Origin of the sequence: Pseudomonas sp. FP215, from assembly GCF_030687795.1 — a bacterium.
Classification (GTDB): Bacteria; Pseudomonadota; Gammaproteobacteria; order Pseudomonadales; family Pseudomonadaceae; genus Aquipseudomonas; species Aquipseudomonas salmasensis.
Map to the genome: position 1 here is coordinate 1497249 of NZ_CP117447.1, position 25030 is coordinate 1522278.

Here is a 25030-nt window from a genome sequence, read left to right on the forward strand (position 1 = left end):
TGTTTTTTTCTTTTTCCTGCCCGCCGTTTTTGTCCAGCCCCAACGGAGAGCTGCCATGACTGATTCCCCCGAACGCGACGAACGCCACCTGGCGCGCATGCTGCGCAAAAAAGCCGTGATTGACGAGCGCATCGCCAATTCCCCCAACGAATGTGGCCTGCTGCTGGTGTTGACCGGCAATGGCAAAGGCAAGAGCAGTTCGGCGTTCGGCATGCTGGCCCGAGCCATGGGCCATGGCATGCAATGCGGTGTGGTGCAGTTCATCAAGGGGCGTAACAGCACCGGCGAAGAATTGTTCTTCCGCCGCTTCCCCGAGCAGGTGCGCTTTCATGTGATGGGCGAAGGCTTCACCTGGGAAACCCAGGACCGCCAGCGCGATATCGCCGCCGCCGAAGCGGCTTGGGCGGTATCTCGGGCCATGTTGAATGACCCCTCCATCGGCTTGGTGGTGCTGGACGAACTGAACATCGCCCTCAAGCACGGTTACCTCGACCTGGACCAGGTACTCAGCGACCTGCAAGCCCGCCCGCCCATGCAGCATGTGGTGGTCACTGGCCGTGGCGCCAAGCCTGAACTGATCGAAATGGGCGACACCGTCACCGAAATGGGCATGCTCAAGCACGCGTTCCAGGCCGGTATCAAGGCACAAAAAGGCGTCGAACTTTGAATCAGCCCCGTCATTGCCCGGCCGTATTGATCGCCGCTCCGGCGTCCGGCCAGGGCAAAACCACGGTCACCGCCGCGCTCGCCCGTTTGCACCGCAACCTGGGGCGCAAGGTGCGCGTGTTCAAATGCGGGCCGGACTTTCTCGACCCGATGATCCACGAGCGTGCCAGTGGAGCGCCGGTGTACCAGTTGGACATGTGGATGGTGGGCGAGCAGGAAAGTCGCCGTCTGCTCTGGGAGGCGGCGGGGGAGGCCGACCTGATTCTCATCGAAGGCGTGATGGGCCTGTTCGACGGCACGCCTTCCAGCGCTGACCTGGCGCGGCACTTCGGTGTACCGGTGCTGGGCGTGATCGATGGCACCGCCATGGCCCAGACGTTCGGCGCTTTGGCCCTGGGGCTGGCGCGCTATCAACCCGACCTGCCGTTCGCCGGCGTGCTGGCCAACCGCGTCGGCACGTTGCGCCATGCGCAATTGCTCGAAGGCAGCCTCACCGAGGGCTTGCGTTGGTACGGTGCATTGTCCCGCGAGACCGGCATCGAACTGCCCAGCCGTCATCTGGGCCTGGTGCAAGCCAGCGAATTGAACGACCTAGACGTGCGCCTGGACGCCGCCGCCCAGGCGTTGGGCAGCAGTTGCGAAGTGGCCCTGCCGCCGCCGGTGACCTTTGCCGCGCCCGAGGTGATCGAAGCCGAACCTTTGCTGGCCGGTGTGCGTATTGCCGTGGCCCGTGACGAAGCCTTTGCCTTTACCTACGGCGCCAGCCTGGATCTGTTGCGGGCAATGGGCGCCGAGCTGAAGTTCTTCTCACCGATCCATGATCGCCAACTGCCTGAAGCTGACAGCCTCTATCTGCCCGGTGGGTATCCAGAATTGCACCACCAGGCATTGTCGGCCAATACCGCGATGCTAGGCGCCATTCGTGCTCATCACAGCGCTGGCAAACCGCTGCTCGCCGAATGCGGTGGCATGCTCTATCTGCTCGACTCCTTGACCGATGTGGAGGGTACACGCGCCGAACTGGTTGGCTTGTTGCAAGGCGATGCAGTGATGCAGAAGAAACTCGCGGCCCTGGCGCTGCAAAGCGTTGAGCTGCCGGAGGGGACCTTGCGTGGGCATACCTATCATCATTCCCTGACCAGCACCGAATGGGCGCCGATTGCCCGTGGCCTGAGCCCTAACGGCGGGCGCGGGGCCGAAGCGGTCTATCGCCAAGGTCGATTGACCGCGTCCTACGTACACTTTTATTTTCCGTCGAATCCTGGCGCGGTGGCCGCGTTGTTTGCGCCCGCTCCCACAGGGGAATGCATTTCAAATGTGGGAGCGGGCTTGCTCGCGAAGAGGCCATGACTGACAACGCATTCCCCCAAGCCGACCGCGAAGCCGTCTACCGCGCCATCGCCGAACGCCGCGACATGCGCCACTTCAGCGGCGGCAGTGTCGCGCCTGAACTGCTGCAACGCCTGCTCCACGCCGCGCACCAGGCGCCCAGCGTCGGCCTGATGCAGCCGTGGCGTTTTATCCGCATCAGCGACCGCCCGTTGCGCAGCCAGATTCAACAGTTGGTGGAAGAAGAGCGCGTGCGCACTGCCGAAGCGTTGGGCGAGCGCTCCGATGCGTTCATGAAGCTCAAGGTCGAAGGCATCAACGACTGCGCCGAGGTATTGGTCGCCGCTTTGATGGACGACCGCGAGCGCCACATCTTCGGGCGCCGCACCTTGCCGGAAATGGACATGGCCTCGCTCTCTTGCGCGATCCAGAACCTGTGGCTGGCGGCGCGCGTGGAAGGGTTGGGCATGGGCTGGGTTTCGCTGTTCGACCCCCAGGCCCTGGCCGAGCTGCTGGGCTTGCCGCCCGGCGCAAAACCGCTGGCAGTGTTGTGCCTGGGGCCAGTGGCCGAGTTTTACCCGGCACCGATGTTGCAGCTAGAAGGCTGGGCCGAGCCGCGACCGCTAAGTGACATGCTGTATGAAAACACGTGGGGAGTGAGTCAATGAGTGTGGCCTTGCTGTGTGTGGCTGCGGTGGCGCTGGATGCGCTGCTGGGTGAGCCCAGGCGCTGGCATCCGCTGGTGGCGTTCGGCAATTTCGCCGGGCGCATCGAGCAACGTTTCAATAGCGGTGGGCGTGGCTGGCGCAGCCATGGCGTGACCGCGTGGTTTATCGCGGTGGTGCCGCTGACCCTGCTGGCCACCGCGTTGTCGTGGGCGCCCTATATCGGCTGGCTGCTGGAGATTATGGCGTTGTACTGCGCTCTGGGCATGCGCAGCCTGGGTGAGCACGTCACCCCAGTGGCACAGGCCCTGCGCCGTGATGACCTGGACGAAGCGCGCACGCGTGTGAGTTACCTGGTCAGCCGCCAGACCAGCGAACTGGACCGCACTGAAGTCGCCCGCGCGGCCACCGAATCGGTGCTGGAGAACGGCAGCGATGCGGTATTCGCTGCGTTGTTCTGGTTCGTGGTGGCCGGTGTGCCAGGCGTGGTCCTCTATCGCCTCAGCAACACCCTGGACGCCATGTGGGGCTATCGCAATGAGCGCTTTGAGCGTTTCGGCTGGGCAGCCGCCAGGATCGATGATGTGCTCAACTATATTCCTGCGCGTTTGGTGGCCTTAACCTACGCGCTACTGGGTAAAACCCGCCTGGCGCTCAAATGCTGGCGCACCCAGGGCCCGACCTGGGACAGCCCCAACGCCGGCCCGGTGATGGCGGCAGGGGCCGGAGCCTTGGGTGTGGAACTCGGCGGCGCGGCGATTTATCACGGCGAGGTGCATCAGCGCCCGCCATTGGGCGAAGGCCCGCCGGCCGACGCCGATTCCATTGATCGCGGCTGGCAACTGGTGCAGCGCGGCGTATGGTTGTGGCTGCTGGTCCTGTGCGTGGGGGCGCAAATCTATGCTTGAACATGGTGGTCGGCTGCGTAAGGCCGCGATTGAGTACGGCATTGCCGAAGCGGATTGGCTCGACCTGTCCAGCGGCCTGGCGCCCTGGCCGTGGCCGATTCCCGAGATTCCCTTGCGTGCCTGGGCGCGTTTGCCGGAAACCGATGACGGTTTGGAAAAGGCTGCCAGCGAGTATTACGGCGCCGGCCCATTGCTGCCAGTGCCGGGCTCCCAGGCGGCGATCCAACTGCTACCGCGCCTGCGTCGTTCCGGCAAGGTCGGCGTGCTGTCGCCCTGTTATGCCGAGCACGCCGAAGCCTGGCGCCGCGCCGGTTATGTGGTGCGCGAAGTGCAGGAGCAGGAAGTCGACTTCTTTCTCGACAGCCTCGACGTGCTGGTGGTGGTCAACCCCAACAACCCCACGGGCTTGAGCTTGAGCCCGCAGCGCCTGCTGGACTGGCATGCACGCCTGGCCCAACGCGGTGGCTGGCTGGTGGTGGACGAGGCGTTCATTGACGTAACCCCGGACTTGAGCCTGGCCAGGCATGCCGATCAAGTCGGCTTGATCGTGCTGCGCTCATTCGGCAAGTTCTTCGGCCTGGCCGGTGTGCGCCTGGGCTTCGTGCTGGCCGAGCGCAAGTTGCTCAAGCTGTTGGCCGAACAAGTCGGGCCCTGGGCCGTCAGCGGGCCGACGCGGGTGCTGGGCCAAGTGTGCCTGCGCGATACCGCCGGGCATGCGCGCCAGCGCAGTCGTTGCATCGAAGCCGGCCAGCGTCTGTTCGAGTTGCTTGAGCGCCGCGGCCTTCAACCCCACGGCGGCTGCGCATTGTTCCAGTGGTTGATTACCCCCCACGCTGAACGGCTGTACGAATTCATGGCCCAGCGCGGCATCCTGCTGCGCCTGTTTGTGCACAACAGCAGCGTGCGCTTCGGCCTGCCCGACACCGACGCCGACTGGCTGCGCCTTGACGAAGCCCTGGCCGCCTACAAGGACGCCACATGAGCACGTTGATGGTGCAGGGCACCACCTCTGACGCCGGCAAAAGCACCTTGGTGACCGCGCTGTGTCGCTGGCTGGTACGCCAGGGCATCGCAGTGGCACCGTTCAAACCGCAGAACATGGCGCTCAACAGCGCAGTGACCGCCGAAGGCGGCGAGATCGGCCGCGCCCAGGCGGTGCAGGCCCAGGCTGCCAACCTGGCGCCCCACACCGACATGAACCCGGTGTTGCTCAAACCCAACAGCGACACCGGTTCCCAGGTGATCATCCATGGCCGTGCCGTTACCAGCATGAATGCCGTGGCGTACCACGACTACAAAGCCATTGCGATGCAAGCTGTGCTGGCCTCCCACACGCGCTTGAGCCAGGCCTACCCGGTGGTAATGGTCGAAGGCGCGGGCTCCCCGGCCGAGATCAACCTGCGCGCCAATGACATCGCCAACATGGGCTTCGCCGAAGCGGTGGACTGCCCGGTGCTGTTGATCGCAGACATCAATCGCGGCGGCGTGTTCGCCCATCTGGTCGGCACCCTGGAACTGCTGTCACCCAGTGAGCAGGCGCGGGTCAAGGGCTTCATCATCAACCGTTTTCGCGGTGATATCGCGTTGCTGCAACCCGGGCTGGATTGGCTCGAAGCGCGCACCGGCAAACCGGTGATCGGCGTGCTGCCCTACGTGATGGACCTGCACCTGGAGGCGGAAGACGGCATCGACCAGCGCCAGATCGACAAGGCCGCCCAAGTGCTCAAGGTGGTGGTGCCGGTGCTGCCGCGCATCAGCAACCATACCGACTTCGACCCGCTGCGCTTGCATCCCCAGGTGGATTTGCAGTTCGTCGGGCCAGGCCAGTCGATACCGGCTGCTGACCTGATCATCCTGCCGGGCTCGAAAAGCGTGCGCAGTGACCTGGCCTACCTGCGTGCCAATGGCTGGGACACCGCCGTGGCGCGGCACCTGCGTTATGGCGGCAAGGTACTGGGGATCTGCGGCGGCTTGCAGATGCTCGGCGAGCAAGTCCATGACCCGCTGGGCCTGGAAGGGCTTGCGGGCTCCAGCGACGGCCTCGGGTTACTGGCGTTCAGCACCACCCTGGAACAAGAGAAGCAGTTGCGCAACGTGCGTGGGCGCCTTGTGTTGGAAGATGCCGACGTCAGCGGTTACGAGATCCATGCGGGGGTAACCTGCGGCGCTGCCTTGGCAAGCGCTGCCGTGCTGCTGGACGATGGCCGCAGCGATGGCGCGCAGAGCCCCGATGGGCAAATTCTAGGCACCTACCTGCACGGCTTATTCGAAACCCCGGCAGCGTGCAGCGCGTTGCTGCGTTGGGCCGGGTTGCAGGACGTGCAAGAGGTGGATTATCACGGCCTGCGCGAGCGCGATATCGAGCGCTTGGCGGACTTGGTGGAGCACCACCTGGACACCGAGTTGTTGCGCAAGCTATGTGGAATCTGAAGGTGTTCACACGACCCAATTGTGGCAGCTGGCACGCCTACGATAGCCATAGCTATCTACACACCTCTGCAGCGCTCAACGGTAACCACGATGCGAAGCGAGCCGCTCTTGATCTTGATCTGCTTTTGATCTCAGGCGCCCCGTTAAACCACGCTGGCCGGAATTCGCCAGTGATTTGGGGGGTAAACCGGCAGGGATGCCGGTTTAGCCGCCCCGCGCCATGGATGGCGCGTGGCGGCGGCCCCCCAAATCACTGGCGGATTACGGGCACACCGAGCCTAAGCGAGGTGCCGAGTGGTGGGGCAAGAGCGTTTTGCTTACTTTTGCGCTGTTCAAAAGTGAGCCGCCGTCAGGGCGGAACCCTAAGTAGCCGTTACCTACATAACGGATATGTACGCGGTCTAATCCAACATCCCGGTCGGCTGTCAGGCCGGCGCGGGAGCACGCTGGCTCGCGAATGCGGTGGGCCAGCCATAGATGCATTCACTGACACACCCTATTGGCGAGCAAACCCACTCCCACACTGTTCGCCAGAGACCTTTGCATGTATCAATTGATCCTCGGCGGCGCCCGTTCGGGCAAGAGCCGCCTGGCCGAAAAGCTTGCCGCACAGAGCGGGCTTGCCGTCATTTACATCGCCACCAGCCAACCCCTCGACGGTGAGATGAACGAGCGCGTCGCGCTGCACCGCCAGCGCCGCCCCGACCATTGGGGCCTGGTTGAAGAACCCATCGACCTTGCGCGCGTGCTGCGCGAAAACGCCGCCACTGATCGCTGCCTGCTGGTGGATTGCCTGACCTTATGGCTCACCAATCTTCTGATGCTCGAAGACCCGGCGCGCCTTGCATCCGAGCGTGATCACCTGCTGCAAACCCTGGCCTCGCTGCCGGGGGAAATCATTTTTGTCAGCAACGAAACCGGCCTGGGTGTCGTGCCGCTGGGCGAATTGACTCGCCGTTATGTGGATGAAGCCGGTTGGCTGCATCAAGCCTTGGCCGAGCACTGTCAGCGCGTTGTGCTGACAGTTGCCGGCCTGCCCCTGACTTTGAAAGGTACTGCGTTATGACCGATTCCTGGTGGCTCAACCCCTGCAGGACCATTGATGCCACGGCCCACGAGCAGGCGCTGGCACGCCAGCAGCAGTTGACCAAACCCGCCGGCTCCCTCGGCCAGTTGGAAGCGCTGGCGGTGCAGTTGGCGGGTTTGCAGGGCCAGGTCAAACCCTCGGTAGATCACCTGTGGATCGCGATTTTTGCCGGCGATCACGGTGTGGTCGCTGAAGGTGTGTCGGCGTTTCCCCAAGCGGTCACTGGCCAGATGCTGCAAAACTTCGTCACCGGTGGTGCGGCGATCAGCGTGTTGGCGCGGCAACTGCGAGCGCAATTGGAAGTGGTCGACCTCGGCACCGTCACGCCGTCCCTGGATCTGCCCGGCGTTCGTCATCTGAATATCGGCGCGGGCACGGCCAACTTTGTCCATGGCCCGGCGATGACCCAGGCCCAAGGGCAGTTGGCCTTGCAAGCTGGACGAGACAGCGCACGCCGCGCCCTGGAAGGCGGCGCGCAGCTGTTTATCGGCGGCGAGATGGGCATCGGCAACACCACTGCCGCCAGCGCCCTGGCCTGCGCATTGCTGGATTGCCAGGTCACTGACCTCACAGGCCCAGGCACCGGTTTGAATGCCGCAGGGGTCAGCCACAAGGTCGCGGTCATTGAACGCGCCTTGGCGTTGCACGCCGGCCAGCGCAGCGATGCGCTGCAAACCCTGTTCAATCTCGGCGGTTTTGAAATAGCCGCGCTGGTCGGCGCCTACCTGGCCTGCGCCCAGGAAGGCATGGTGGTGCTGGTGGATGGGTTCATCTGCAGCGTGGCCGCGCTGGTGGCGGTGCGCTTGAACCCGGCGTGCCGCGAATGGCTGGTGTTCGGCCATCGGGGCGCAGAGCCAGGCCATCGCCATGTGCTGCACAGCCTCGATGCTCAGCCGTTGCTGGAACTGGGCCTGCGCCTGGGCGAGGGCAGCGGTGCGGCGTTGGCGGTGCCCTTGTTGCGCCTGGCGTGTGCGCTGCACGGGCAGATGGCAACCTTCGCCGAAGCCGCCGTGGCGGACCGCCCCGCATGACCTTGCGCCTGGACCTGCTGCGCCACGGCGAAACCGAACTGGGCGGTGGCCTGCGTGGCAGCCTGGACGATGCGCTGACCGCCAACGGCTGGCAGCAGATGCGCGACGCAGTGGTGGGGCAGGGGCCATGGGATCGGCTGATCAGCTCACCACTGCAACGCTGCGCTCTGTTTGCCCAGGAGTTGGGGGCGCAGCTCGATGTGCCGGTGAGTCTGGAGCCTGACTTGCAGGAGCTTCACTTCGGCGCCTGGGAAGGGCAGAGTGCGGCCGCGTTGATGGACACCGATGCCCAAGGGCTGGGCTTGTTCTGGGCCAACCCCTATGCCTTCACGCCGCCGCAAGGCGAGCCGGTCATCCAGTTTTCCGCGCGCGTGCTTGGCGCTGTCACGCGGCTGCATCAGGCCTATGCTGGCCAGCGCGTGCTGTTGATCAGCCATGGCGGTGTAATGCGCCTGCTGCTGGCCCAGGCGCGAGGGTTGCCCCGTGAGCAACTGCTGAATGTCGAAGTGGGTCACGGTGCCCTGTTCGGCCTGCAGGTTGAGGCCGATGGCGTGTTGAAGGAAGGACGCTGATGATGCTGCCGTTCTGGATTGCTCTGCAATTTCTCAGCAGTCTGCCCATTCGCTTGCCGGGCATGCCGCAGCCTCAAGAGCTGGGCCGTTCGTTGCTGTTTTATCCGCTGGTAGGGTTGCTGTTCGGCGTGCTGTTATGGGGCCTCAACCAGGTGTTGCAGGGCGCCCCGTTGCTGTTGCACGCCGCGTTGCTGCTCACGGCCTGGGTATTGCTCAGCGGTGGCCTGCACCTGGACGGCCTGGCCGACAGCGCCGATGCCTGGCTGGGTGGCTTTGGCGACCGCGAGCGCACCCTCAGCATCATGAAAGACCCGCGCAGCGGCCCGATTGCGGTGGTCACCCTGTGCTTGGTGCTGCTGCTCAAGTTCAGCGCCTTGGTGGCGTTGATCGAACAACACAATGGCGCTGCCTTGATCCTGGCGCCCCTGATCGGACGCGCCTCGATGCTGGCGCTGTTTCTCACCACGCGCTATGTGCGGGCGGGCGGATTGGGCCAGGCACTGTCAGACCATCTGCCGCGAATTGTCGGCCAACAGGTGCTGATCCTCAGCGGGTTGGTCTGTATCCTGATCGGCGGTTTCAACGGCGGCATCGCGGTGTTGCTGGCGGCATTGTGTTTCGTGTGGCTGCGCCAGTTGATGGTCAAGCGTCTGGGTGGCACCACGGGCGACACCGCTGGCGCACTGCTGGAGCTGCTTGAAGTCGCGGTGTTGGTCGGGCTGGCGTTGTAACGCTTTCTTGCAATTGGTTAACTCCGGGTATATACACGCTCTATGCTTGCCTCCCAATGTTTATGCACTAACCTGCGACGCGCCGCCCGTGGCGTCAGCAGGCACTACGACGGCGCTCTCGACGGCTTCGGGATCAACGTTGCCCAGTATTCTTTGCTGTGCAACCTGCAGCGTCTCGACCAGCCGAGCATTTCCAGCCTGGCGGACGCCATGGGCCTGGATCGCAGCACCCTGGGGCGCAACCTGCGCGTCCTGGAAGGTGATGGGCTGGTGCAGTTGGTGGAGGGCGACGATTTGCGCAACCGCCTGGTGGTGTTGACTGACGCCGGCCATGAACGGCTGGCCGCTGCGTTGCCGGCGTGGGAAGCAGCGCAACAGAAACTGATTGATAAGCTTGGCGCCGAAAAGCGCGAAATGTTGTTGGCCTTGCTGGATGAACTCGCCTGAACGGCGGTTTGTTCGACTACAAGCGGGTATATACCCGCGAACGGAGAATAAGAAATGACCTCGATGTGGCGCACCAGTGGTTGGGTTCTTTTAGGGAGTGCGCTGATCCTGGCGTTGTCCTTGGGCGTACGGCATGGCTTTGGCCTGTTCCTGGCGCCGATGAGCAGCGAATTCGGTTGGGGGCGTGAAACCTTTGCCTTTGCCATCGCTTTGCAGAACCTGATCTGGGGCTTGGCGCAGCCATTTACCGGGGCCTTGGCCGACCGTTTCGGCGCGACCAAGGCGGTGTTTGTCGGCGGGGTGTTGTACGCCGTCGGCCTGGTGCTGATGGGCATGTCCGACTCCGCCTGGTCGCTGTCATTGAGCGCAGGCTTGCTGATTGGCATTGGCCTGTCCGGCACCTCGTTCTCGGTGATCCTCGGCGTGGTCGGCCGCGCCGTAGCGCCCGAAAAACGCAGCATGGCCATGGGCATTGCCAGTGCGGCCGGCTCGTTCGGCCAGTTCGCCATGGTGCCCGGCACCCTGGGCCTGATTGGCTGGCTCGGCTGGTCGGCCGCCTTGCTGGCGCTGGGCTTGATGGTGGCGCTGATCCTGCCGCTGGTCGCCATGCTCAAGGACCGGCCGCTGGCGGTCACGGTGGGCCAGCAAACCCTGGGTGAGGCGCTCAAAGAAGCCTGTTCTCACTCCGGCTTCTGGCTACTGTCCTTCGGCTTTTTTGTCTGCGGTTTCCAAGTGGTGTTCATCGGTGTGCACTTGCCGGCGTACCTGGTCGACCAGCACCTGCCGGCCACGGTGGGCACCACGGTGCTGGCGTTGATTGGCCTGTTCAACGTATTTGGCACCTACACGGCGGGTTGGCTCGGTGGGCGCATGTCCAAGCCGCGCCTGCTCACCGGCTTGTACCTGTTGCGGGCGGTGGTGATCGTGTTGTTCCTGTGGGCGCCGGTCACCGAAGTCACGGCGTATCTGTTTGGCATGGCGATGGGCTTTTTGTGGTTGTCCACCGTGCCGCTGACCAACGGCACCGTCGCGACCCTGTTTGGTGTGCGCAACCTCTCGATGCTGGGCGGGATTGTGTTCCTGTTCCACCAGCTTGGCTCGTTCCTCGGCGGGTGGTTGGGCGGGGTGGTCTATGATCGAACCGGCAGCTACGATTTGATCTGGCAGGTGGCAATTTTGCTCAGCCTGCTCGCCGCCGCGCTGAATTGGCCGGTGCGTGAACGGCCGGTGGCACGTATTCAGGCGCAGATGGAGGCAGCATGAGCATGACGGCGCGTCTTATGCTGTTGGCGGTGGGGATGGTGTTGTTGCTGCTGGCCTGGTGGGGCTGGCAGCGGGGCGGCCTGGCGTTGATGCAACTGGGCATGGCGATCTGTTAAGTTGTGGGTCTGAACCGACTCAAGGACTTTTGACATGCAGATGCGCTGGCTCGCTGTACCCGTCCTGATGGCTATTGGCAGCGTGGCGATGGCCGCCAGTTGCCCACCGTTGCTGGAGGGCCAGTTGCCCAAGCTGCGGGCCAAGGAATCCATCGACCTGTGCCAGCAATTTGCTGGCAAACCCTTGGTGATCGTTAATACGGCGAGTTTCTGCGGCTTCGCTCCGCAGTTCAAAGGCCTGGAAGCGTTATATCAGCGCTACAAGGGCGAAGGCCTGGAAGTGATTGGCGTGCCGTCCGATGATTTCAAGCAGGAAGCCAAGACGGGTGAAGAAACCGCCAAGGTCTGCTACGTGAATTATGGCGTGACCTTCACCATGACCGAGCCGCAGAAGGTCAAGGGGCCGGACGCGGTGCACCTGTTCAAGGTGCTTGCGCAGCAGGCTGACGCGGCGCCGAAGTGGAACTTCTACAAGTATGTGGTGGATCGCCAAGGCAATGTGGTTGCCAGTTTTTCCAGCCTGACCAAGCCGGACAGCCCGGAACTGATCAAGGCGGTGGAGCAGGCCATAGCGTCCAAACCCTGATGGGCGAGCACTGAAAAGCCCCGCCTCCTTCACAGGAGAGCGGGGCTTTTTTATACGGCTGCGGGTTAGAACTTGTAGGTCATGCCCAAGCCGAAACCGTTGGCGCTGTTTTCATACTTGGCGTTGTAGCTGGCCAATTGGTTGGAACGCGAAACCTTGACGTCCTCTTCCTTCAGGTAGGAGTAGGCCAGGTCGATGGTCATGTTATCCATGACCTGATAGCCCAGGCCCAGGCTGAAGATCGTACGGTCGCCGGTCGGGATACGCGGCGAGCGATCCGTGTTGTTGGTAGGCGACTGGTCGAACGTCAGGCCGGTACGCAGCACCACCTGCTTGGTGAGCTGGTACGAGGTACCCACGGCGTAGGCCCAGGTGTCGTGCCAGTTCTGGTCTTCCTTGATCGTGCTGACCAGGCCCGGGGCAAGCGCGCCGCCAGTAGCGCCGCTGACGCCTTCGTTCTTGACGGTGATGTCTTTCAGGCGGCTCCAGCGCGTCCAGGTTGCACCGGCGTAGAGTTTCCACGCGTCGGTCAGGTCTTGAGTGACGGACAGGTCGTAGGACTCAGGCGTGTCGATTTTCAGCGAGGCGTCGTAGCGGTTGCTGCGCAGGAACGGCGAGGTCGCGGTCGGTGCGGTGACTTCGGTATGGCCGTCCAGCTTGTAGCTGACCTTGGAGTGGTAGGTCAGGCCGACACGGGTGGTATCGGTGGCTTGAACCAGCACGCCGATATTGAAGCCCAGTGCGGTGTCGTCACCCTTGATCTTGATATTGGTGTCTGGCGCGCGAGGGTTCAGCGTCAGGTCCGATTCCAGGGTGCCGGCGATGCGGTTGATCGTCGGGCCGAAACCCACGGAAACGCGATCGTTGAAGGCGTAGCTGACGGTCGGTTGCAAGGTGATGACTTTCACTTCGCTCTTGCTGCCAAAGCCACGGCCCTGGAAGCCGCTTTCGTAGTCGGTCACCAGGCCGAACGGCGCATAGACGCCGAAGCCGACAGCCCACTGGTCGTTGAGTTTATTGGTGTAGAAACCGAAAGGCACGGCAGTAAAAGGCACCATGTCGCCTTTGTTGCTGCCAGCGGAACGGCCGCTGACATTGCTGATATCGGTGGAGGCATCAATGGCTGCAACGCCGCCGGTGACCTGCTGACCTTCCAGACGTGCCATACCAGCAGGGTTACCGAACACAGTGCTCGCATCATCGGCAGAAGAAGAGCGACCTGCGAAACCGGTACCCATCCCGCTCACGCTCTGTTCGTTGAGGGCAAAGCCGCTGGCGAACAGTTGGGAGGATGCCATGGCAACGGCGAGGCTAAGTGTGGTCTTGAGCATTACTTTTTTCATTATTAGAACTCCGTGTGATCACCGCTGCGGAAAGTATCAATAAATTTCAGATCGCGCTATAGGCTGTAATGCTGGAGATAGAGCTGTTTTGTAGGACAATCCGACCAAAATTGCTGTTTTTTGGCGAATCTTGCAATTTGCCCGGTCAGCAAGCTGCCTGTTTCATTGGGATTACACAGGTTTGCCAGGCGTGGGTGAAATCTCGCAGGCGGCCCTGGGGGTGGAATATTTCTTTCCAGATACGCGCCATGGCCAGTACATCGCCGGGTGCGGGCAGGGCGGGACGATGTTGTTCCACCAGCAACCAGGCGATCGCCGTGGCGTAGCGCAGGTTTACCGTCAACTCCAACTGGGGCGCGCTGAGGAACGCATGTTGGCTGGCCAGCCCGCGCACCAGGCTGGCACGTTCCGGGTCCAGCGCCAGGTAATCATCCCAGAGGGCGCGGTGGCGGGGTTCGGTGATGCTGTACAGGCCATGGCCGCGCCGGTCATGCAGCGCCGAGCCCAGTTCGGACTGGCTGGCGGCAATGCCCAGCAGCAGGGACTCGGCTGTTGGGCTGTGACGGCCGAGGTACATCAGCGTTGGCCGGATCACATAACGACACAATTCACTGGCGGCAATACCCATACGAGCCTCAGTCCATGCAAAGAGTGGACGAGCCTGAGAAGGGGAGCTTGGCAGCGGTGAATCGGATCTCAGGCCCGTCGTAAGCGGATCATGCCGCTTGAGTTGAAGTGTAGTGTCATATTCACGATGTAAAGGACTGTTTTTAAAACATCTTCTGCAACCGGTTATAACGTTTATATCGATTTGTACTTAGCACCAGGTGTTCAGTGCCAAATTCCAGGCAATAAAAAACCCTGTTATTCAAACAGGGTTTTTTGAGTTTCAGCGACGCGGGTCGATCAGGCAGTCAGTGCCTGACGGGTACGATCGATCACGGCCTGCAGCGGTTCTGCGCTGGAGTATTGATCGGGGTACAGGCGTTCGCTGTGACGAGCGATGCCGTGTTCGTTGACCAGGGTGAAGCTGAAGCAGCCTTTGCGAGCAGCCATGATCAGGCAGTTCATTGGGGCAAAAGCGTTGGTGAGGGTGCGAATGGCATCCTGAGTGTGGATTTGAGCGTTCATATTATTGGTGTTCCTACAAATGACACGGATAAGAACCGTGCAACGTTAAAACGTTCCAGTAACGCTGATCACCATTGATCAAACGAAGAACCCGACTGGAACAAAGCAGCCAGTTTGAAGCGCTATTAAATTAGGCGCGCTTGGGCTGGCAGGTAGGTACTTAGGAGGGCAGGCAACACAACAGGGGCAAAGGTTCTGGGCCCGGGGTGAAGATCCTGATCAATTTGCAGGTTGGTTCGGTCAGAGTATTGGAACTTCGCGCCACCCTTTGCTTGTTCAAAGGCAGTGTCGTCGCAAGGAATACCTGGAAACCATCGAGGTGGTCGATCCCATGTGGTTCAGGGGACGTATTCGACCAGAATTGACTTTCAGCTTGGTACTAACGCCGCGGATAGTAACGGATTGAAACAGGGAAGGGAAGGCCGATTGCAAAAAACTTCATCAGCCGCCGAGCAACTCGCGATAGACCAGCACGGTGATGGCCGCAGCCAGGGCGCATCCCAGCCCGTAGGCTGCGAGCGTCAGTCGCAAGGACTGCCCGGTCTCGATCATGCGGATCACATCGCCCATGTCGTTGATTCTGCCATCACTGAGTTCGATGCACAGGATCACAGCGGTAAAGGCGGCCGATAGCAGGATAGCAATAGCAAACAGTGCGCCGTCAGGGGAGGGGAGCGCGGCATTGATCCCAAGCGAGGTCGCGCAGATGGCCAGCAGCAGCCCGGCGAATAACAGAATTCCTTTCATCGGCCCTACTGGTTTGCATTGTCGGTGGCGCAGTGTGGCGAGCCGAGGCAGATTTGAAAAGCCCTCGAGTTTGCCTGCTCAGTAACATGTTTAACCGCTGTTGAATCAAAAAACGCCGACGATATAATCAGCCGATCGTGACTTGTGCACATTCGTGGCCAAGGGTGTAACCCTGCTGTCACGGGTGTGCAAGTGCGCCCATTTGCCTGTAATCAAAATTTAAGTCAATGAAAAATCTCGCTTTTTTTTATTGGTGAAAAAATCGTCAGTTTGACTGCGGCCCCCGTTCCATGGGGCTTTGCGCCTGTTCAAGGGGGGTTGTCCACTGAGTTATCCACAGCTTCTGTGGATTGTCCCGAGCGCTTGCTCTAGGACGGGCGTGCACGGTTTTTTCAGCTTTACCTGTACGAAAAAAAGAGTAGAGTGGCGCGCCTTCCGTTCTGCCCCACAGTGCTTTATGAAGTTTCGCTCAGTATCACCTTCTGTTACCGACACGCCCCAAACTGTTACCGCGCCCAAGCGTTTTTCCTTGAAGGTTGCTTTGTGGCTGCTCGACAGCCCGCGCCTGGGGCAGAGTACCAATATCAAGCATATCGCCGGCCGCTTGCTCAAGCAGCCTGCCCGCGAAGGCGTGGTGGCCGCTCAGAGCCGTCTCGGCCAACTGATGTGTCGCGAGTGTGGAAACGCCCGTGACCGGCGCATCGGCCACGATTTGTTGCGTTCGGCTGCTCGCGCCGGCGACCGTTGCGCCCAGCGCGAACTGGGCCAGGTCGAAGACTGAGCTGTCCTGCGGCCTTAGGCTTGGTTACCCTTGATCTTTTTCGGTGATGGCAGAAATGGCTATGGTGTTTGACTGGACCAGTATCGCCTTGGGGCTTGTAGGCGCAGCCGTGCCGCTACTGGCGCTGTGCTGGCAACTCCAGCGGCGCCTGACCGCACGCACCACCGGCTGGGAACTGCTGGAGGAACGCCTGGCGACCGCCCAACTGGCCCAGGAAGGGCTCGCCGCCCAACTGGACGCCAGCCGCGATGAGATCAGTGACCTGAGCCAGGCTAATGCCGCCAAGCAAGCCGACCTGGCGGCGCTGCGCCGTGAAGTCGAGCTGTTGCAGATCGACCGCGATAACGCCCGCGACGCCGCGCACGCCTGGAACCTCGACCGCAGCGCCAAGGAAACCGAACTGCGTCGCCTCGACGCCTTGGCCGCGGCCCTGAGCGCCGAATTGCGCGAGCAGCAAGAGAGTCATCAGCAGCGCCTCACCGACCTGCAAGGCTCACGAGACGAGCTGCGTGCGCAATTTGCCGAACTGGCCGGCAAGATCTTCGACGAGCGTGAGCAACGTTTTGCCGAAACCAGCCAGGAACGCCTCGGTCAACTGCTGGACCCGCTCAAGGAACGTATCCAGTCCTTCGAGAAACGTGTCGAAGAAAGCTATCAGAACGAAGCCCGTGAGCGCTTTTCCCTGGCCAAAGAGCTTGAGCGCCTGCAGCAATTGAACCTGCGCCTGTCGGACGAAGCCACCAACCTGACCCGGGCCCTCAAGGGCCAGAAAACCCAGGGCAACTGGGGCGAGCTGATTCTCGAGCGGGTGCTGGAGCACGCGGGCCTGGAGAAGGGCCGTGAATACCAGACCCAGGTCAGCCTCAAAGGCCCGGATGGCGAGCGTTTCCAGCCTGACGTGCTGATCATGTTGCCGGGCGACAAGCAGGTGGTGGTCGACTCCAAAGTCAGCTTGACCGCCTATCAACAGTACGTCGCGGCGGATGACGAGGTGATTGGCCAGGCCGCCTTGAAGCAGCACGTGCTGTCCCTGCGCAATCATGTCAAAGGCTTGGCCGGCAAGGACTACAAGCGTCTGGAGGGTTTGCACAGCCTGGATTTCGTGCTGCTGTTCGTACCGATCGAGGCCGCCTTTTCTGCCGCATTGCAGGCCGAGCCCAACCTGTTCCAGGAAGCCTTCGACCGCCATATCGTGATCGTCAGCCCCACCACCTTGCTCGCCACCCTGCGCGTGATCGACAGCCTCTGGAAGCAGGAACGCCAGAGCCAGAACGCCCGGGAAATTGCCGAGCGTGCCGGTTGGCTGTATGACAAGTTCGTGCTGTTTATCCAGGATCTGGACGAAGTGGGCAACCGACTGCAACAGTTGGACAAGGCCTACAGCGCGGCGCGCAACAAGCTGACGGATGGGCGTGGGAACCTGGTCAGCCGTACCGAGCAACTAAGGTTGCTCGGCGCCCGCGCCAGTAAGAGCTTGCCGGCAGATCTGCTGGAACGGGCAATGACCGATTCGGACGGCGTGGCACATCTCCCGGAATAAACACGGACCTAAATTGTGGGAGCGGGCTTGCTCGCGAAGGCGTAATGTCAGTCAGCACATCTAACACTGAAACACCGCTTTCGCGAGCAAGCCCGCTCCCACACATAGATCGAGTTCGACCCCGTCATAGGCACAACTCTGTAGCGCTCAAAGGTAACCACGATGCGAAGCGAGCCGCTCTTGATCTTGATCTGCTTGTGATCTTGATCTTAGGCGCCCCGTTAAACCACGCTGGCCGGAATTCGACAGGGATTTGGGGGGTAAACCGGCAGGGATGCCGGTTTAGCCGCCCCGCGCCATGGATGGCGCGTGGCGGCGGCCCCCCAAATCACTGGCGGATTACGGGCACACCGAGCCTAGGCGAGGTGCCGAGTGGTGGGGCAAGAGCGTTTTGCTTACTTTGCCGCTTTTGCAAAGTGAGCCGCCGTCAGGGCGGAACCCTAAGTGGCCGTTACCTAAATAACGGATATGTACCCGGTCCAACTGTGTTGACTGTGAGGCCGTCTTCGCAGGCAAGCCAGCTCCCACATTTGGATCGTGGTGTGTCAGTTAGATCAGCGCCGGCTGTCAGGCCGTCGCGGGAGCAAGCTCCCTCGCCACAGGCTCGGCGTCATACCTATGCCGTTACAGGGGCAAATGCCTGCTCAACAGCGCCCGCAACGCCGCCGGCTTCACCGGTTTGGCCAAGTAATCCAACCCCGCCCCATGCACCTCGGCCACCATCTCCGGTCGCCCATCGGCACTGATCACCACACCGGGAATCGGCTCGGCCAGTTGCGCACGCAGCCAGCCCATCAACTCGGTGCCGGTTTCGCCGTGGTCCAGGTGGTAATCCACCAACGCCAGTTGCGGGCGGATACCCTCGGCCAGCAACGCCGCGCATTCGGCCTGGTTAGCGGCTGTCCAGACTTCACAGCCCCAGCGCGTGAGCAGGCTGCGCATGCCGATCAGAATGCTGTCTTCGTTATCCACGCACAGCACCCGTGCGCCACTCAAGGGTAGGCCGGTTTCTGCCGGCGCCTTGGGTTGCACGCTGGCCTGGTTGCGGGCCAGCGGCACGCACACGCTGAAGACGCTGCCTTTGCCCGGCCAGGAGCGCACGCTCAGGCGATGGCCCAGTACGCGGCACAGGCCGTCGGCAATCGCCAGGCCCAGGCCCAGGCCCTTTTCGGCACGGGTCTGGTGGCTGTCCAGGCGCTTGAACTCTTCGAAGATGACCTTCTGTTTATCCGGCGCAATGCCAGGGCCGCGATCCCAGACTTCCAGGCACAGTTCGCCCTTGCGACGACGCACGCCCAGCAGCACCGGGCCGTCGGCATAACGGAAGGCATTGGTCAGAAAATTCTGCAAAATCCGCCGCAGCAGCTTGATGTCGCTGTCGACCCGTAAACGGCTGCCGCGCCAGCGGAAGCGCAAGTGTTGCTCCTGAGCCAGCGCCTTGAATTCTGCGCCCAGGGTGTCGAACAACTCGTTGAGGACAAAGGGCTGGCGTTGCGGATTGATCTTGCCGTTTTCCAGGCGCGAAATATCCAGCAAATCACTGATCAGGTCTTCAGCTGAGCGCAGTGAACTGTCCAGATGCTGCACCAATTGCCGTGCCTCGCTGGACAGGCCATCGGTCTGGTGGGAGAGGGCGGCGGAAAACAGCCGCGCAGCGTTCAGCGGTTGCATCAGGTCATGGCTCACGGCCGCCAGGAACCGCGTCTTCGACTGGCTGGCGGATTCGGCCACGCCTTTGGCGTCGGTGAGGGCCACGTTCAGTTGCGACAGTTCATGGGTGCGCTCGGTCACCCGCTGCTCCAGGCCTTCGTTGGCCTCGGTCAGCGCTTGTTCGGCTTCGCGGAACGCGGTGATGTCGGTGAAGCTCATGACAAACCCGCCGCCGGGCATCGGGTTGCCGATCAACTCGATCACCCGGCCATTGGGGAACAGGCGCTCGGAGGTGTGCGCACGCCCCTGGCGCATCCAGTGCAGGCGACGCGCCACGTGCACTTGCGCTTCACCGGGGCCACACAGGCCGCGCTCGGCGTTGTAGCGAATGATGTCTGCAATCGGCCGGCCAACGCTGATCAAGCCGTCCGGGTAGTTGAACAGTTCCAGGTAACGCCGGTTCCAGGCCACCAGCTTGAGCGACTGGTCCACCACGCTGATGCCCTGGGTGATGTTCTCGATGGCGCCTTGCAGCAGCGCGCGGTTGAACTGCAGTACTTCCGAGGCTTCGTCGGCGATACGGACCACGTCCTCCAGTTGCATTTCCCGCCCTTCAATCGCCGCTTTCACCACCGCCCGCGTCGAGGAGGCGCCGAGTACTCCAGCCAGCAAGCGTTCGGTGTGGGCGATCCAGTCGTTATCGGCATTCTGGTTGGGGTTGAAGCCTTTGCCCTGGCGATAGGCGAAACGAATAAAGCTCTGCTGGGCCCGTTCTTCCCCGACGAAGCGTGCCGCCAGGCTGAGCAGGTCGCTGATCTGTACCGACAGCATGGAACGCGCACTCGCGCGCTGGCTGATTTCCTGGCCGATAAAACGGCCTGCCTGCCAGTGCTCGGAAACCCGTGTGCGCGACAGCATCGACACCCACACGAAGAGGGTGAAGTTACCGGCCAGGGAGAACACAGTGCCCAGGGTCAGCGACGTCACCGACAGCCCGAACGGGTGGGAGTGAATCCAGGTCAGGCCGGGGAAAAGGTTGAGTGACCAGCCCAGACTTTTCGCCGTCACCGGCAGCACCAAGGTGTAGAACCACAAGAAGGTACCGGCGGCCAAACCGGCAAACACGCCACGCCGGTTGGCCTGCTTCCAATACAGCGCACCGAGCATCGCCGGGGCCAGCTGGGTCACGGCGGCAAAGGCGATCTGGCCGATGGTCGCCAGGCTGGCGGTGGAGCCCAGCAAGCGGTAGCTCACGTAAGCCAGCAGCAGGATGATCACAATGCTCACCCGGCGTACCGACAGCATCCAGTGGCGGAAGACTTCGAATGGCCGTTCGGCGCTGGAGCGCCGCAACAGCCAGGGCAGCAGCATGTCGTTGGAGACCATGGTCGACAAGGCGATGCTCGCCACGATCACCATGCCGGTGGCCGCCGATGCACCGCCGATGAATGCCAGCACCGCGAGCGCCGGGTGGGCCTCGGCCATTGGCAGGCTGATCACATAGGAGTCCGGCAGCACTGAGCTTGGCAACAGCATCTTGCCGCCCAGGGCGATGGGCACCACAAACAGTGCTGCTAGGATCAAATAGGCCGGGAATACCCACTTGGCCAGGCGCAAATCCTGGGGGTCGATGTTCTCCACCACCGTCACATGAAATTGTCGTGGCAGGCAGATGATCGCCATCATGGCGACGCCGGTCTGTACCACCATCGATGGCCAGTTGATGGTCTCTTTCCAGTACTCCTCCAGGCGCGGGGCGAGCATGGCCTGGCTGAACAGGTCGCCGAAACCGTCGTACAAGCCGTAGGTGACAAACGCACCGACGGCCAGAAAAGCGAACAACTTGACCAGCGACTCAAAGGCAATCGCCAGCACCATGCCGCGGTGGTGTTCGGTGGCGTCGAGGTTGCGGGTGCCGAACACGATGGTAAACAGCGCCAATACCAGCGACACAATCAAGGCCGTGTCCTGGGCGCGGGTGCCGGTGGTGTCGGGGCCGGCGCCGATCAGCAGGTTCACGCCCAGCACGATGCCTTTGAGCTGCAGCGCGATATAGGGCAGCACGCCGACCAGGCAAATAAGTGCCACCACCACCGCCAAGGACTGGGACTTGCCGTAACGGGCGGCGATAAAGTCGGCGATGGAGGTGATGTTTTCCTGCTTGCTGATCAGGATCATCTTCTGCAGCACCCAGGGGGCCAGCACCAGCAACAGCACGGGCCCCAGATAGATCGGCAAGAATGCCCACAGTTGTTCCGCGGCCTGGCCTACGGCGCCAAAGAAGGTCCAACTGGTGCAGTACACCGCCAGCGACAGGCTATACACCCACGCACGCACGCGCGGTGGCAGTGGCGCATGGCGGCGGTCACCGTAAAAGGCGATGGCAAACATAGTGGCCATATAGGCCAGGGCAACGGCGGCGATCAGCCCGCTGGACAGCGTCATGGTAACTCCGAGCATAAGAACACCCGGGCATTCCAGGCCCGGCTGGACAGTCTCGCATGATGCCTGATGTTAGTCAGTGTCGACCAAGGTCGTGTGGGATCGAATGTCGCAGGCGGCGCTCAGCGGGGTGGCAGGGTTTTCTGGCGCAGGATGTAGATCGTCACCAGCACCGCACTGGTCAGCATAAAGCCCCTTGCCCACGGCAGCGGCACCAGGTAGCAGGAAATCGAGATGCTCAACCACATCAAGCCAATGGCGTAGACCTTGCCTTTGAGCGGGATGCCATTGCCGTCCAGGTAGTCGCGCACCCAAGGCCCCAGGTGCGGGTGTTCCACCAGCCAGTGGTAGAAGCGCGGGGAGCTGCGAGCGAAGCAGGCGGCGGCGAGTAGCAGGAAGGGTGTGGTCGGCAACACCGGCAGGAAAATACCGATGACGCCTAGCGCTACGCTTAGCCAGCCAATGGCCAGCAGCGCGTAGCGCAGGAGCAGTGGACGGTTGCCCATGGGTGCCACGGGCAAGCGACTCAGTGGTGACGTGGCTTGAGGATCGCCGGTTTTTCGTCAGGCGCGTTGCACAGCAGGTACAGCGCGGTGAGGGCTTCCGGGATCTGCACGATCATGTCGTCCATCAGGTTGGCGTCGGCGGCGATGTCGGAGAACTCTGCTTCCTCTTCGAACAGGCCCGAACCGACCATGATCGGCAGCAGCATTTCACTGACTTCTTCTTCGGCGGTTTCGAACCAGGCGGCTTCGCGCAGGAACACGCCTTCCATGAAGCCGATGCACCAGCCGCGCAGGTCGGAGTCATCCGGATCGTCGCCCAGGTCCAGCTCGCACGGCAGCTCGAACTCTTCGTCGGAGGCCAGTTGGCGGGCGATGTGGGCTTTGAGGGCGAGCAGGGTGGCTTCGATTTCTGTGCGCTGGGCGTCGTCGCTGTAGTGAGGCTCTTCAGCAAACAGCGCGTCGATCCATTCACGGTCCGGGACGGGGTCGGAGCAGATCGACAGGGCGGTCAGGTAGCCGTGGGCGGCCACGTAGTCCAGCGCCTCGTCATGCAGCTCATCGGCGTCGAGGAAGGCTTGCAGGCGGGTTAGTTGCTCAGCGAAGGACATTGAAGGGCTACCTTGGGAATAAACGATGCTGAATTCTAGGCTTTCTTGAGCGCCCAGGCCAGCCGCACGGCATATTTGCCCGGTTTTAGCCTGGTGCGTCTATTCGTCAGTCGCGCCCTTTGGGGGATAACGCTCGGGTATACTGCCGCGTTTTGTGATGCCCCTGCAGGCCCAGCGCCAATCCGGGAAAACTTCGCTTACGGATTTTTTTTCGTGAACGCGGATTTTTTCGGCCAGCCTGTATAGAGGGATTTCGGCACCATTTTGGAGTTTTACATGCTCGAGCAGGCTCAACGCGTCCTCAAGGACATCTTCGGCTACGACAGTTTTCGTGGCCGCCAGGGTGCGATCATTGAGCGCGTGGCCAGTGGCGGCGATGCCCTGGTACTGATGCCTACCGGTGGCGGCAAGTCGCTGTGCTTCCAGGTGCCGGCGCTGTTGCGCAATGGCCTGGCCGTGGTGGTGTCGCCGCTGATTGCGCTGATGGACGATCAGGTCGCCACCCTTGAAGAACTCGGAGTCGCTGCCGCGTCGTTGAACTCCACCCTCAGCGCCGAGCAGCAGCGCGACCTGGCTGCCCGTATCAAGCGTGGCGAGGTGAAGATGCTTTACCTGGCGCCGGAGCGCCTGGTGCAGCCACGCATGCTGGCCTTTTTGCAGAGCCTTGAGATCGCCCTGTTCGCCATCGACGAAGCCCACTGCGTTTCGCAATGGGGTCACGATTTCCGTCGCGAATACCTGCAGCTTGGCCAATTGGCCGAACTGTTTCCCGATGTGCCGCGCATTGCGCTGACCGCCACCGCCGACAAGCGGACCCGCGAAGAGATCGTCGAGCGCCTGCATTTGCAGAACGCCGAGCGCTTCCTGTCGAGTTTTGACCGGCCCAATATTTTCTACCGCATCGTGCCCAAAGAGCAGCCGCGCAAGCAGTTGCTGGCGTTTCTGTCCGAACGGCGCAGTGATGCGGGCATCGTGTACTGCCTGTCGCGCAAGAAAGTCGACGAGGTCGCGGCGTTCCTCTGTGAGCAAGGCTACCCGGCGCTGCCTTACCACGCCGGCTTGCCCAATGACACGCGGTCTGCGCACCAAAAACGCTTCCTCAACGAGGAAGGCCTGATCATGGTGGCGACCATTGCCTTTGGCATGGGCATCGACAAATCCAACGTGCGTTTCGTGGCGCACATGGACCTGCCCAAGTCCCTTGAGGCTTATTACCAGGAAACCGGGCGTGCCGGCCGCGATGGCCTGCCGGCGGATGCCTGGATGGTCTACGGCCTGCAAGACGTGGTGATGCTCAAGCAGATGCTGCAGAACTCCGAAGGCGACGAGCGCCACAAGCGCCTGGAGCAGCACAAGCTCGACGCCATGCTCTCGTTGTGCGAAGAGACCCGCTGCCGCCGCCAGACCCTGCTGGCGTATTTCGACGAAGACATGCCTGAACCCTGCGGCCACTGCGATAACTGCATCGACGGCGTGCAAACCTGGGACGCCACCGAGCCGGCGCGCCAGGCGTTGTCGACGATCTATCGCACCGGCCAGCGCTATGGTGTGGGCCATCTGGTGGATGTTCTGCTGGGCAAGGACAACGAAAAAATCCGCAGCTTCGGCCACGAAAAACTCTCGGTGTACGGTGTCGGTAAAGCCCGCGCCGAAGGTGAGTGGCGTTCGCTGTTTCGCCAGATGGTGGCCCGTGGTCTGGTCGACATCGATATCGAGGGCTACGGCGGGCTGCGCCTGAATGACAGTTGCCGGCCGTTGCTCAAGGGCGAAGTAAGCCTGGAACTGCGCCGCGACCTCAAGCCGCAGACCACCGCCAAAAGCAGCAGTACCAGCCAGGCCAGCCAGCTGGTGCGGGGCGAGGAGCGTGAACAATGGGAAGCCTTGCGCACCCTGCGGCGCAAATTGGCGCAGGAGCACAGCGTGCCACCCTACGTTATCTTCCCCGACTCCACCTTGCTGGAGATGCTGCGCGAGCAGCCCACCACCATGGCCGAGATGGCCCGAGTCAGCGGCGTGGGCGCGCGCAAACTGGAGCGCTACGGCCAGGCCTTCCTGGAAGTGCTCGGCGGCCAGGCCGAAGCGCCGAAGGAAATCGCTGATATTCGCCACGAACTGATCAGCCTGGCCCGCGCCGGCATGACCCCGGTCCAGATCGCTGGCCAGCTGCAATGCTCGGAAAAAAACGTGTACACCTTGCTCGCCGAAGCCATCGGCAAGCAGCAATTGTCCCTGGAGCAGGCCCTTGATTTGCCAGAGGATTTGCTCGGTGAAATCCAGGACGCCTTTCTCGATGGAGAAGGCGAATTGCCAGCTGTGACGGAGATTGCGCCGTTGTTTACCGGGCGTGTTCCGGAAGGCGTTTTGTACTGCGTGCGTGCCGCTTTGCAGTCGGAATTCGAAATTTAGTGTGGCAATTACCACAATGTAACGAATCAGTACATAGCGGGCCTT

23 protein-coding genes are annotated in these 25030 nt (G+C 62.0%); 16 read left to right on the forward strand and 7 right to left on the reverse strand.

Annotated features, from left to right (window positions below; genetic code table 11):
• Window positions 1–55: 55 nt before the first annotated feature.
• From cobO to PSH76_RS06835, 13 genes are all read left to right on the forward strand, one after another.
• Window positions 56–667, forward strand: coding sequence for a cob(I)yrinic acid a,c-diamide adenosyltransferase (gene cobO / locus PSH76_RS06775; protein WP_137205163.1), 612 nt, complete (start codon window positions 56–58; stop codon window positions 665–667).
• Window positions 664–2016, forward strand: coding sequence for a cobyrinate a,c-diamide synthase (locus PSH76_RS06780; protein ID WP_278916372.1), 1353 nt, complete (start codon window positions 664–666; stop codon window positions 2014–2016). The genes cobO and PSH76_RS06780 overlap by 4 nt, the downstream gene beginning before the upstream one ends.
• Window positions 2013–2663: a 5,6-dimethylbenzimidazole synthase gene (gene bluB / locus PSH76_RS06785; RefSeq protein ID WP_032895904.1), complete on the forward strand. Its 651-nt coding sequence runs from the start codon at window positions 2013–2015 to the stop codon at window positions 2661–2663. Before PSH76_RS06780 ends, bluB begins: the two co-directional genes overlap by 4 nt.
• On the forward strand, window positions 2660–3568 hold the full coding sequence (gene cbiB, locus PSH76_RS06790) for an adenosylcobinamide-phosphate synthase CbiB (RefSeq protein ID WP_003193041.1): 909 nt from the start codon (window positions 2660–2662) through the stop codon (window positions 3566–3568). The genes bluB and cbiB overlap by 4 nt, the downstream gene beginning before the upstream one ends.
• A complete protein-coding gene (cobD, locus tag PSH76_RS06795) occupies window positions 3561–4550 on the forward strand; it encodes a threonine-phosphate decarboxylase CobD (protein WP_032895906.1) in 990 nt (329 codons plus the stop codon). The genes cbiB and cobD overlap by 8 nt, the downstream gene beginning before the upstream one ends.
• The gene (locus tag PSH76_RS06800; protein ID WP_138762487.1) at window positions 4547–5998 is read left to right on the forward strand and encodes a cobyric acid synthase; all 1452 of its coding nucleotides are present in this window, start codon (window positions 4547–4549) and stop codon (window positions 5996–5998) included. The genes cobD and PSH76_RS06800 overlap by 4 nt, the downstream gene beginning before the upstream one ends.
• Before the next feature lie 544 nt (window positions 5999–6542).
• Window positions 6543–7064 (forward strand): bifunctional adenosylcobinamide kinase/adenosylcobinamide-phosphate guanylyltransferase, encoded by a 522-nt coding sequence (cobU, locus tag PSH76_RS06805; RefSeq protein ID WP_044268425.1) that lies wholly within the window; start codon window positions 6543–6545, stop codon window positions 7062–7064.
• Window positions 7061–8116 carry a nicotinate-nucleotide--dimethylbenzimidazole phosphoribosyltransferase gene (cobT, locus tag PSH76_RS06810; protein WP_305493787.1) on the forward strand — a complete coding sequence of 352 codons (1056 nt, stop codon included), beginning with the start codon at window positions 7061–7063 and terminating at the stop codon, window positions 8114–8116. Before cobU ends, cobT begins: the two co-directional genes overlap by 4 nt.
• The gene (gene cobC, locus PSH76_RS06815; protein ID WP_305493788.1) at window positions 8113–8688 is read left to right on the forward strand and encodes an alpha-ribazole phosphatase family protein; all 576 of its coding nucleotides are present in this window, start codon (window positions 8113–8115) and stop codon (window positions 8686–8688) included. Before cobT ends, cobC begins: the two co-directional genes overlap by 4 nt.
• 2 nt (window positions 8689–8690) lie before the next feature.
• Window positions 8691–9419, forward strand: a complete 729-nt coding sequence (locus PSH76_RS06820) for an adenosylcobinamide-GDP ribazoletransferase (RefSeq protein ID WP_305494441.1) — start codon at window positions 8691–8693, stop codon at window positions 9417–9419.
• A gap of 42 nt (window positions 9420–9461) precedes the next feature.
• A complete protein-coding gene (locus PSH76_RS06825) occupies window positions 9462–9866 on the forward strand; it encodes a MarR family winged helix-turn-helix transcriptional regulator (RefSeq protein WP_044268436.1) in 405 nt (134 codons plus the stop codon).
• Window positions 9867–9920: 54 nt separating this feature from the next.
• Complete coding sequence (locus tag PSH76_RS06830) at window positions 9921–11129, forward strand: MFS transporter (protein WP_014719382.1); 1209 nt, start codon at window positions 9921–9923, stop codon at window positions 11127–11129.
• Window positions 11130–11279: 150 nt separating this feature from the next.
• Complete coding sequence (locus tag PSH76_RS06835; protein ID WP_032895915.1) at window positions 11280–11831, forward strand: glutathione peroxidase; 552 nt, start codon at window positions 11280–11282, stop codon at window positions 11829–11831.
• Between the two features lie 65 nt (window positions 11832–11896).
• On the opposite strand, the gene PSH76_RS06840 is transcribed toward PSH76_RS06835, so the two are convergent.
• The 4 genes from PSH76_RS06840 to PSH76_RS06855 form a co-directional block, all read right to left on the reverse strand.
• Window positions 11897–13174 (reverse strand): OmpP1/FadL family transporter, encoded by a 1278-nt coding sequence (locus PSH76_RS06840; protein WP_032895917.1) that lies wholly within the window; start codon window positions 13172–13174, stop codon window positions 11897–11899.
• Window positions 13175–13319: 145 nt separating this feature from the next.
• A complete protein-coding gene (locus PSH76_RS06845; RefSeq protein WP_305493789.1) occupies window positions 13320–13802 on the reverse strand; it encodes a hypothetical protein in 483 nt (160 codons plus the stop codon).
• 278 nt (window positions 13803–14080) lie between these two features.
• Window positions 14081–14305 carry a hypothetical protein gene (locus PSH76_RS06850; protein WP_003193022.1) on the reverse strand — a complete coding sequence of 75 codons (225 nt, stop codon included), beginning with the start codon at window positions 14303–14305 and terminating at the stop codon, window positions 14081–14083.
• A 441-nt stretch (window positions 14306–14746) separates the two neighbouring features.
• Complete coding sequence (locus tag PSH76_RS06855; protein WP_056786475.1) at window positions 14747–15052, reverse strand: hypothetical protein; 306 nt, start codon at window positions 15050–15052, stop codon at window positions 14747–14749.
• A 457-nt stretch (window positions 15053–15509) separates the two neighbouring features.
• Between PSH76_RS06855 and PSH76_RS06860 the strand changes: the two genes are divergently transcribed.
• Window positions 15510–15833 carry a hypothetical protein gene (locus PSH76_RS06860; RefSeq protein ID WP_032895922.1) on the forward strand — a complete coding sequence of 108 codons (324 nt, stop codon included), beginning with the start codon at window positions 15510–15512 and terminating at the stop codon, window positions 15831–15833.
• A 175-nt stretch (window positions 15834–16008) separates the two neighbouring features.
• On the forward strand, window positions 16009–17373 hold the full coding sequence (rmuC, locus tag PSH76_RS06865) for a DNA recombination protein RmuC (RefSeq protein ID WP_169918249.1): 1365 nt from the start codon (window positions 16009–16011) through the stop codon (window positions 17371–17373).
• A gap of 624 nt (window positions 17374–17997) precedes the next feature.
• On the opposite strand, the gene PSH76_RS06870 is transcribed toward rmuC, so the two are convergent.
• The 3 genes from PSH76_RS06870 to PSH76_RS06880 all read right to left on the reverse strand — a co-directional run bounded on the left by PSH76_RS06870 (window position 17998) and on the right by PSH76_RS06880 (window position 22579).
• The gene (locus tag PSH76_RS06870; protein ID WP_278917733.1) at window positions 17998–21468 is read right to left on the reverse strand and encodes a PAS domain-containing hybrid sensor histidine kinase/response regulator; all 3471 of its coding nucleotides are present in this window, start codon (window positions 21466–21468) and stop codon (window positions 17998–18000) included.
• A gap of 119 nt (window positions 21469–21587) precedes the next feature.
• Window positions 21588–21971 (reverse strand): YbaN family protein, encoded by a 384-nt coding sequence (locus tag PSH76_RS06875; protein ID WP_098950719.1) that lies wholly within the window; start codon window positions 21969–21971, stop codon window positions 21588–21590.
• A gap of 20 nt (window positions 21972–21991) precedes the next feature.
• Window positions 21992–22579: a YecA family protein gene (locus PSH76_RS06880; protein ID WP_032895926.1), complete on the reverse strand. Its 588-nt coding sequence runs from the start codon at window positions 22577–22579 to the stop codon at window positions 21992–21994.
• Window positions 22580–22855: 276 nt separating this feature from the next.
• Here PSH76_RS06880 and recQ point away from each other — a divergent pair, with 276 nt between their 5' ends.
• Window positions 22856–24985 carry a DNA helicase RecQ gene (recQ, locus tag PSH76_RS06885; RefSeq protein ID WP_032895927.1) on the forward strand — a complete coding sequence of 710 codons (2130 nt, stop codon included), beginning with the start codon at window positions 22856–22858 and terminating at the stop codon, window positions 24983–24985.
• Window positions 24986–25030 lie beyond the last annotated feature (45 nt).

Coding starts and splice junctions, on each gene's coding strand:
- cobT (WP_305493787.1), top strand. CDS start 7,061: ATGACCGATTCCTGGTGGCTCAACCCCTGCAGGACCATTGATGCCACG.
- PSH76_RS06845 (WP_305493789.1), bottom strand. CDS start 13,802: ATGGGTATTGCCGCCAGTGAATTGTGTCGTTATGTGATCCGGCCAACG.
- PSH76_RS06825 (WP_044268436.1), top strand. CDS start 9,462: ATGCTTGCCTCCCAATGTTTATGCACTAACCTGCGACGCGCCGCCCGT.
- PSH76_RS06835 (WP_032895915.1), top strand. CDS start 11,280: ATGCAGATGCGCTGGCTCGCTGTACCCGTCCTGATGGCTATTGGCAGC.
- PSH76_RS06830 (WP_014719382.1), top strand. CDS start 9,921: ATGACCTCGATGTGGCGCACCAGTGGTTGGGTTCTTTTAGGGAGTGCG.
- cobC (WP_305493788.1), top strand. CDS start 8,113: ATGACCTTGCGCCTGGACCTGCTGCGCCACGGCGAAACCGAACTGGGC.
- PSH76_RS06850 (WP_003193022.1), bottom strand. CDS start 14,305: ATGAACGCTCAAATCCACACTCAGGATGCCATTCGCACCCTCACCAAC.
- PSH76_RS06880 (WP_032895926.1), bottom strand. CDS start 22,579: ATGTCCTTCGCTGAGCAACTAACCCGCCTGCAAGCCTTCCTCGACGCC.
- PSH76_RS06860 (WP_032895922.1), top strand. CDS start 15,510: ATGAAGTTTCGCTCAGTATCACCTTCTGTTACCGACACGCCCCAAACT.
- PSH76_RS06820 (WP_305494441.1), top strand. CDS start 8,691: ATGCTGCCGTTCTGGATTGCTCTGCAATTTCTCAGCAGTCTGCCCATT.
- PSH76_RS06870 (WP_278917733.1), bottom strand. CDS start 21,468: ATGACGCTGTCCAGCGGGCTGATCGCCGCCGTTGCCCTGGCCTATATG.
- PSH76_RS06875 (WP_098950719.1), bottom strand. CDS start 21,971: ATGGGCAACCGTCCACTGCTCCTGCGCTACGCGCTGCTGGCCATTGGC.
- cobU (WP_044268425.1), top strand. CDS start 6,543: ATGTATCAATTGATCCTCGGCGGCGCCCGTTCGGGCAAGAGCCGCCTG.
- PSH76_RS06800 (WP_138762487.1), top strand. CDS start 4,547: ATGAGCACGTTGATGGTGCAGGGCACCACCTCTGACGCCGGCAAAAGC.
- bluB (WP_032895904.1), top strand. CDS start 2,013: ATGACTGACAACGCATTCCCCCAAGCCGACCGCGAAGCCGTCTACCGC.
- cbiB (WP_003193041.1), top strand. CDS start 2,660: ATGAGTGTGGCCTTGCTGTGTGTGGCTGCGGTGGCGCTGGATGCGCTG.
- PSH76_RS06840 (WP_032895917.1), bottom strand. CDS start 13,174: ATGAAAAAAGTAATGCTCAAGACCACACTTAGCCTCGCCGTTGCCATG.
- PSH76_RS06855 (WP_056786475.1), bottom strand. CDS start 15,052: ATGAAAGGAATTCTGTTATTCGCCGGGCTGCTGCTGGCCATCTGCGCG.
- recQ (WP_032895927.1), top strand. CDS start 22,856: ATGCTCGAGCAGGCTCAACGCGTCCTCAAGGACATCTTCGGCTACGAC.
- cobD (WP_032895906.1), top strand. CDS start 3,561: ATGCTTGAACATGGTGGTCGGCTGCGTAAGGCCGCGATTGAGTACGGC.
- cobO (WP_137205163.1), top strand. CDS start 56: ATGACTGATTCCCCCGAACGCGACGAACGCCACCTGGCGCGCATGCTG.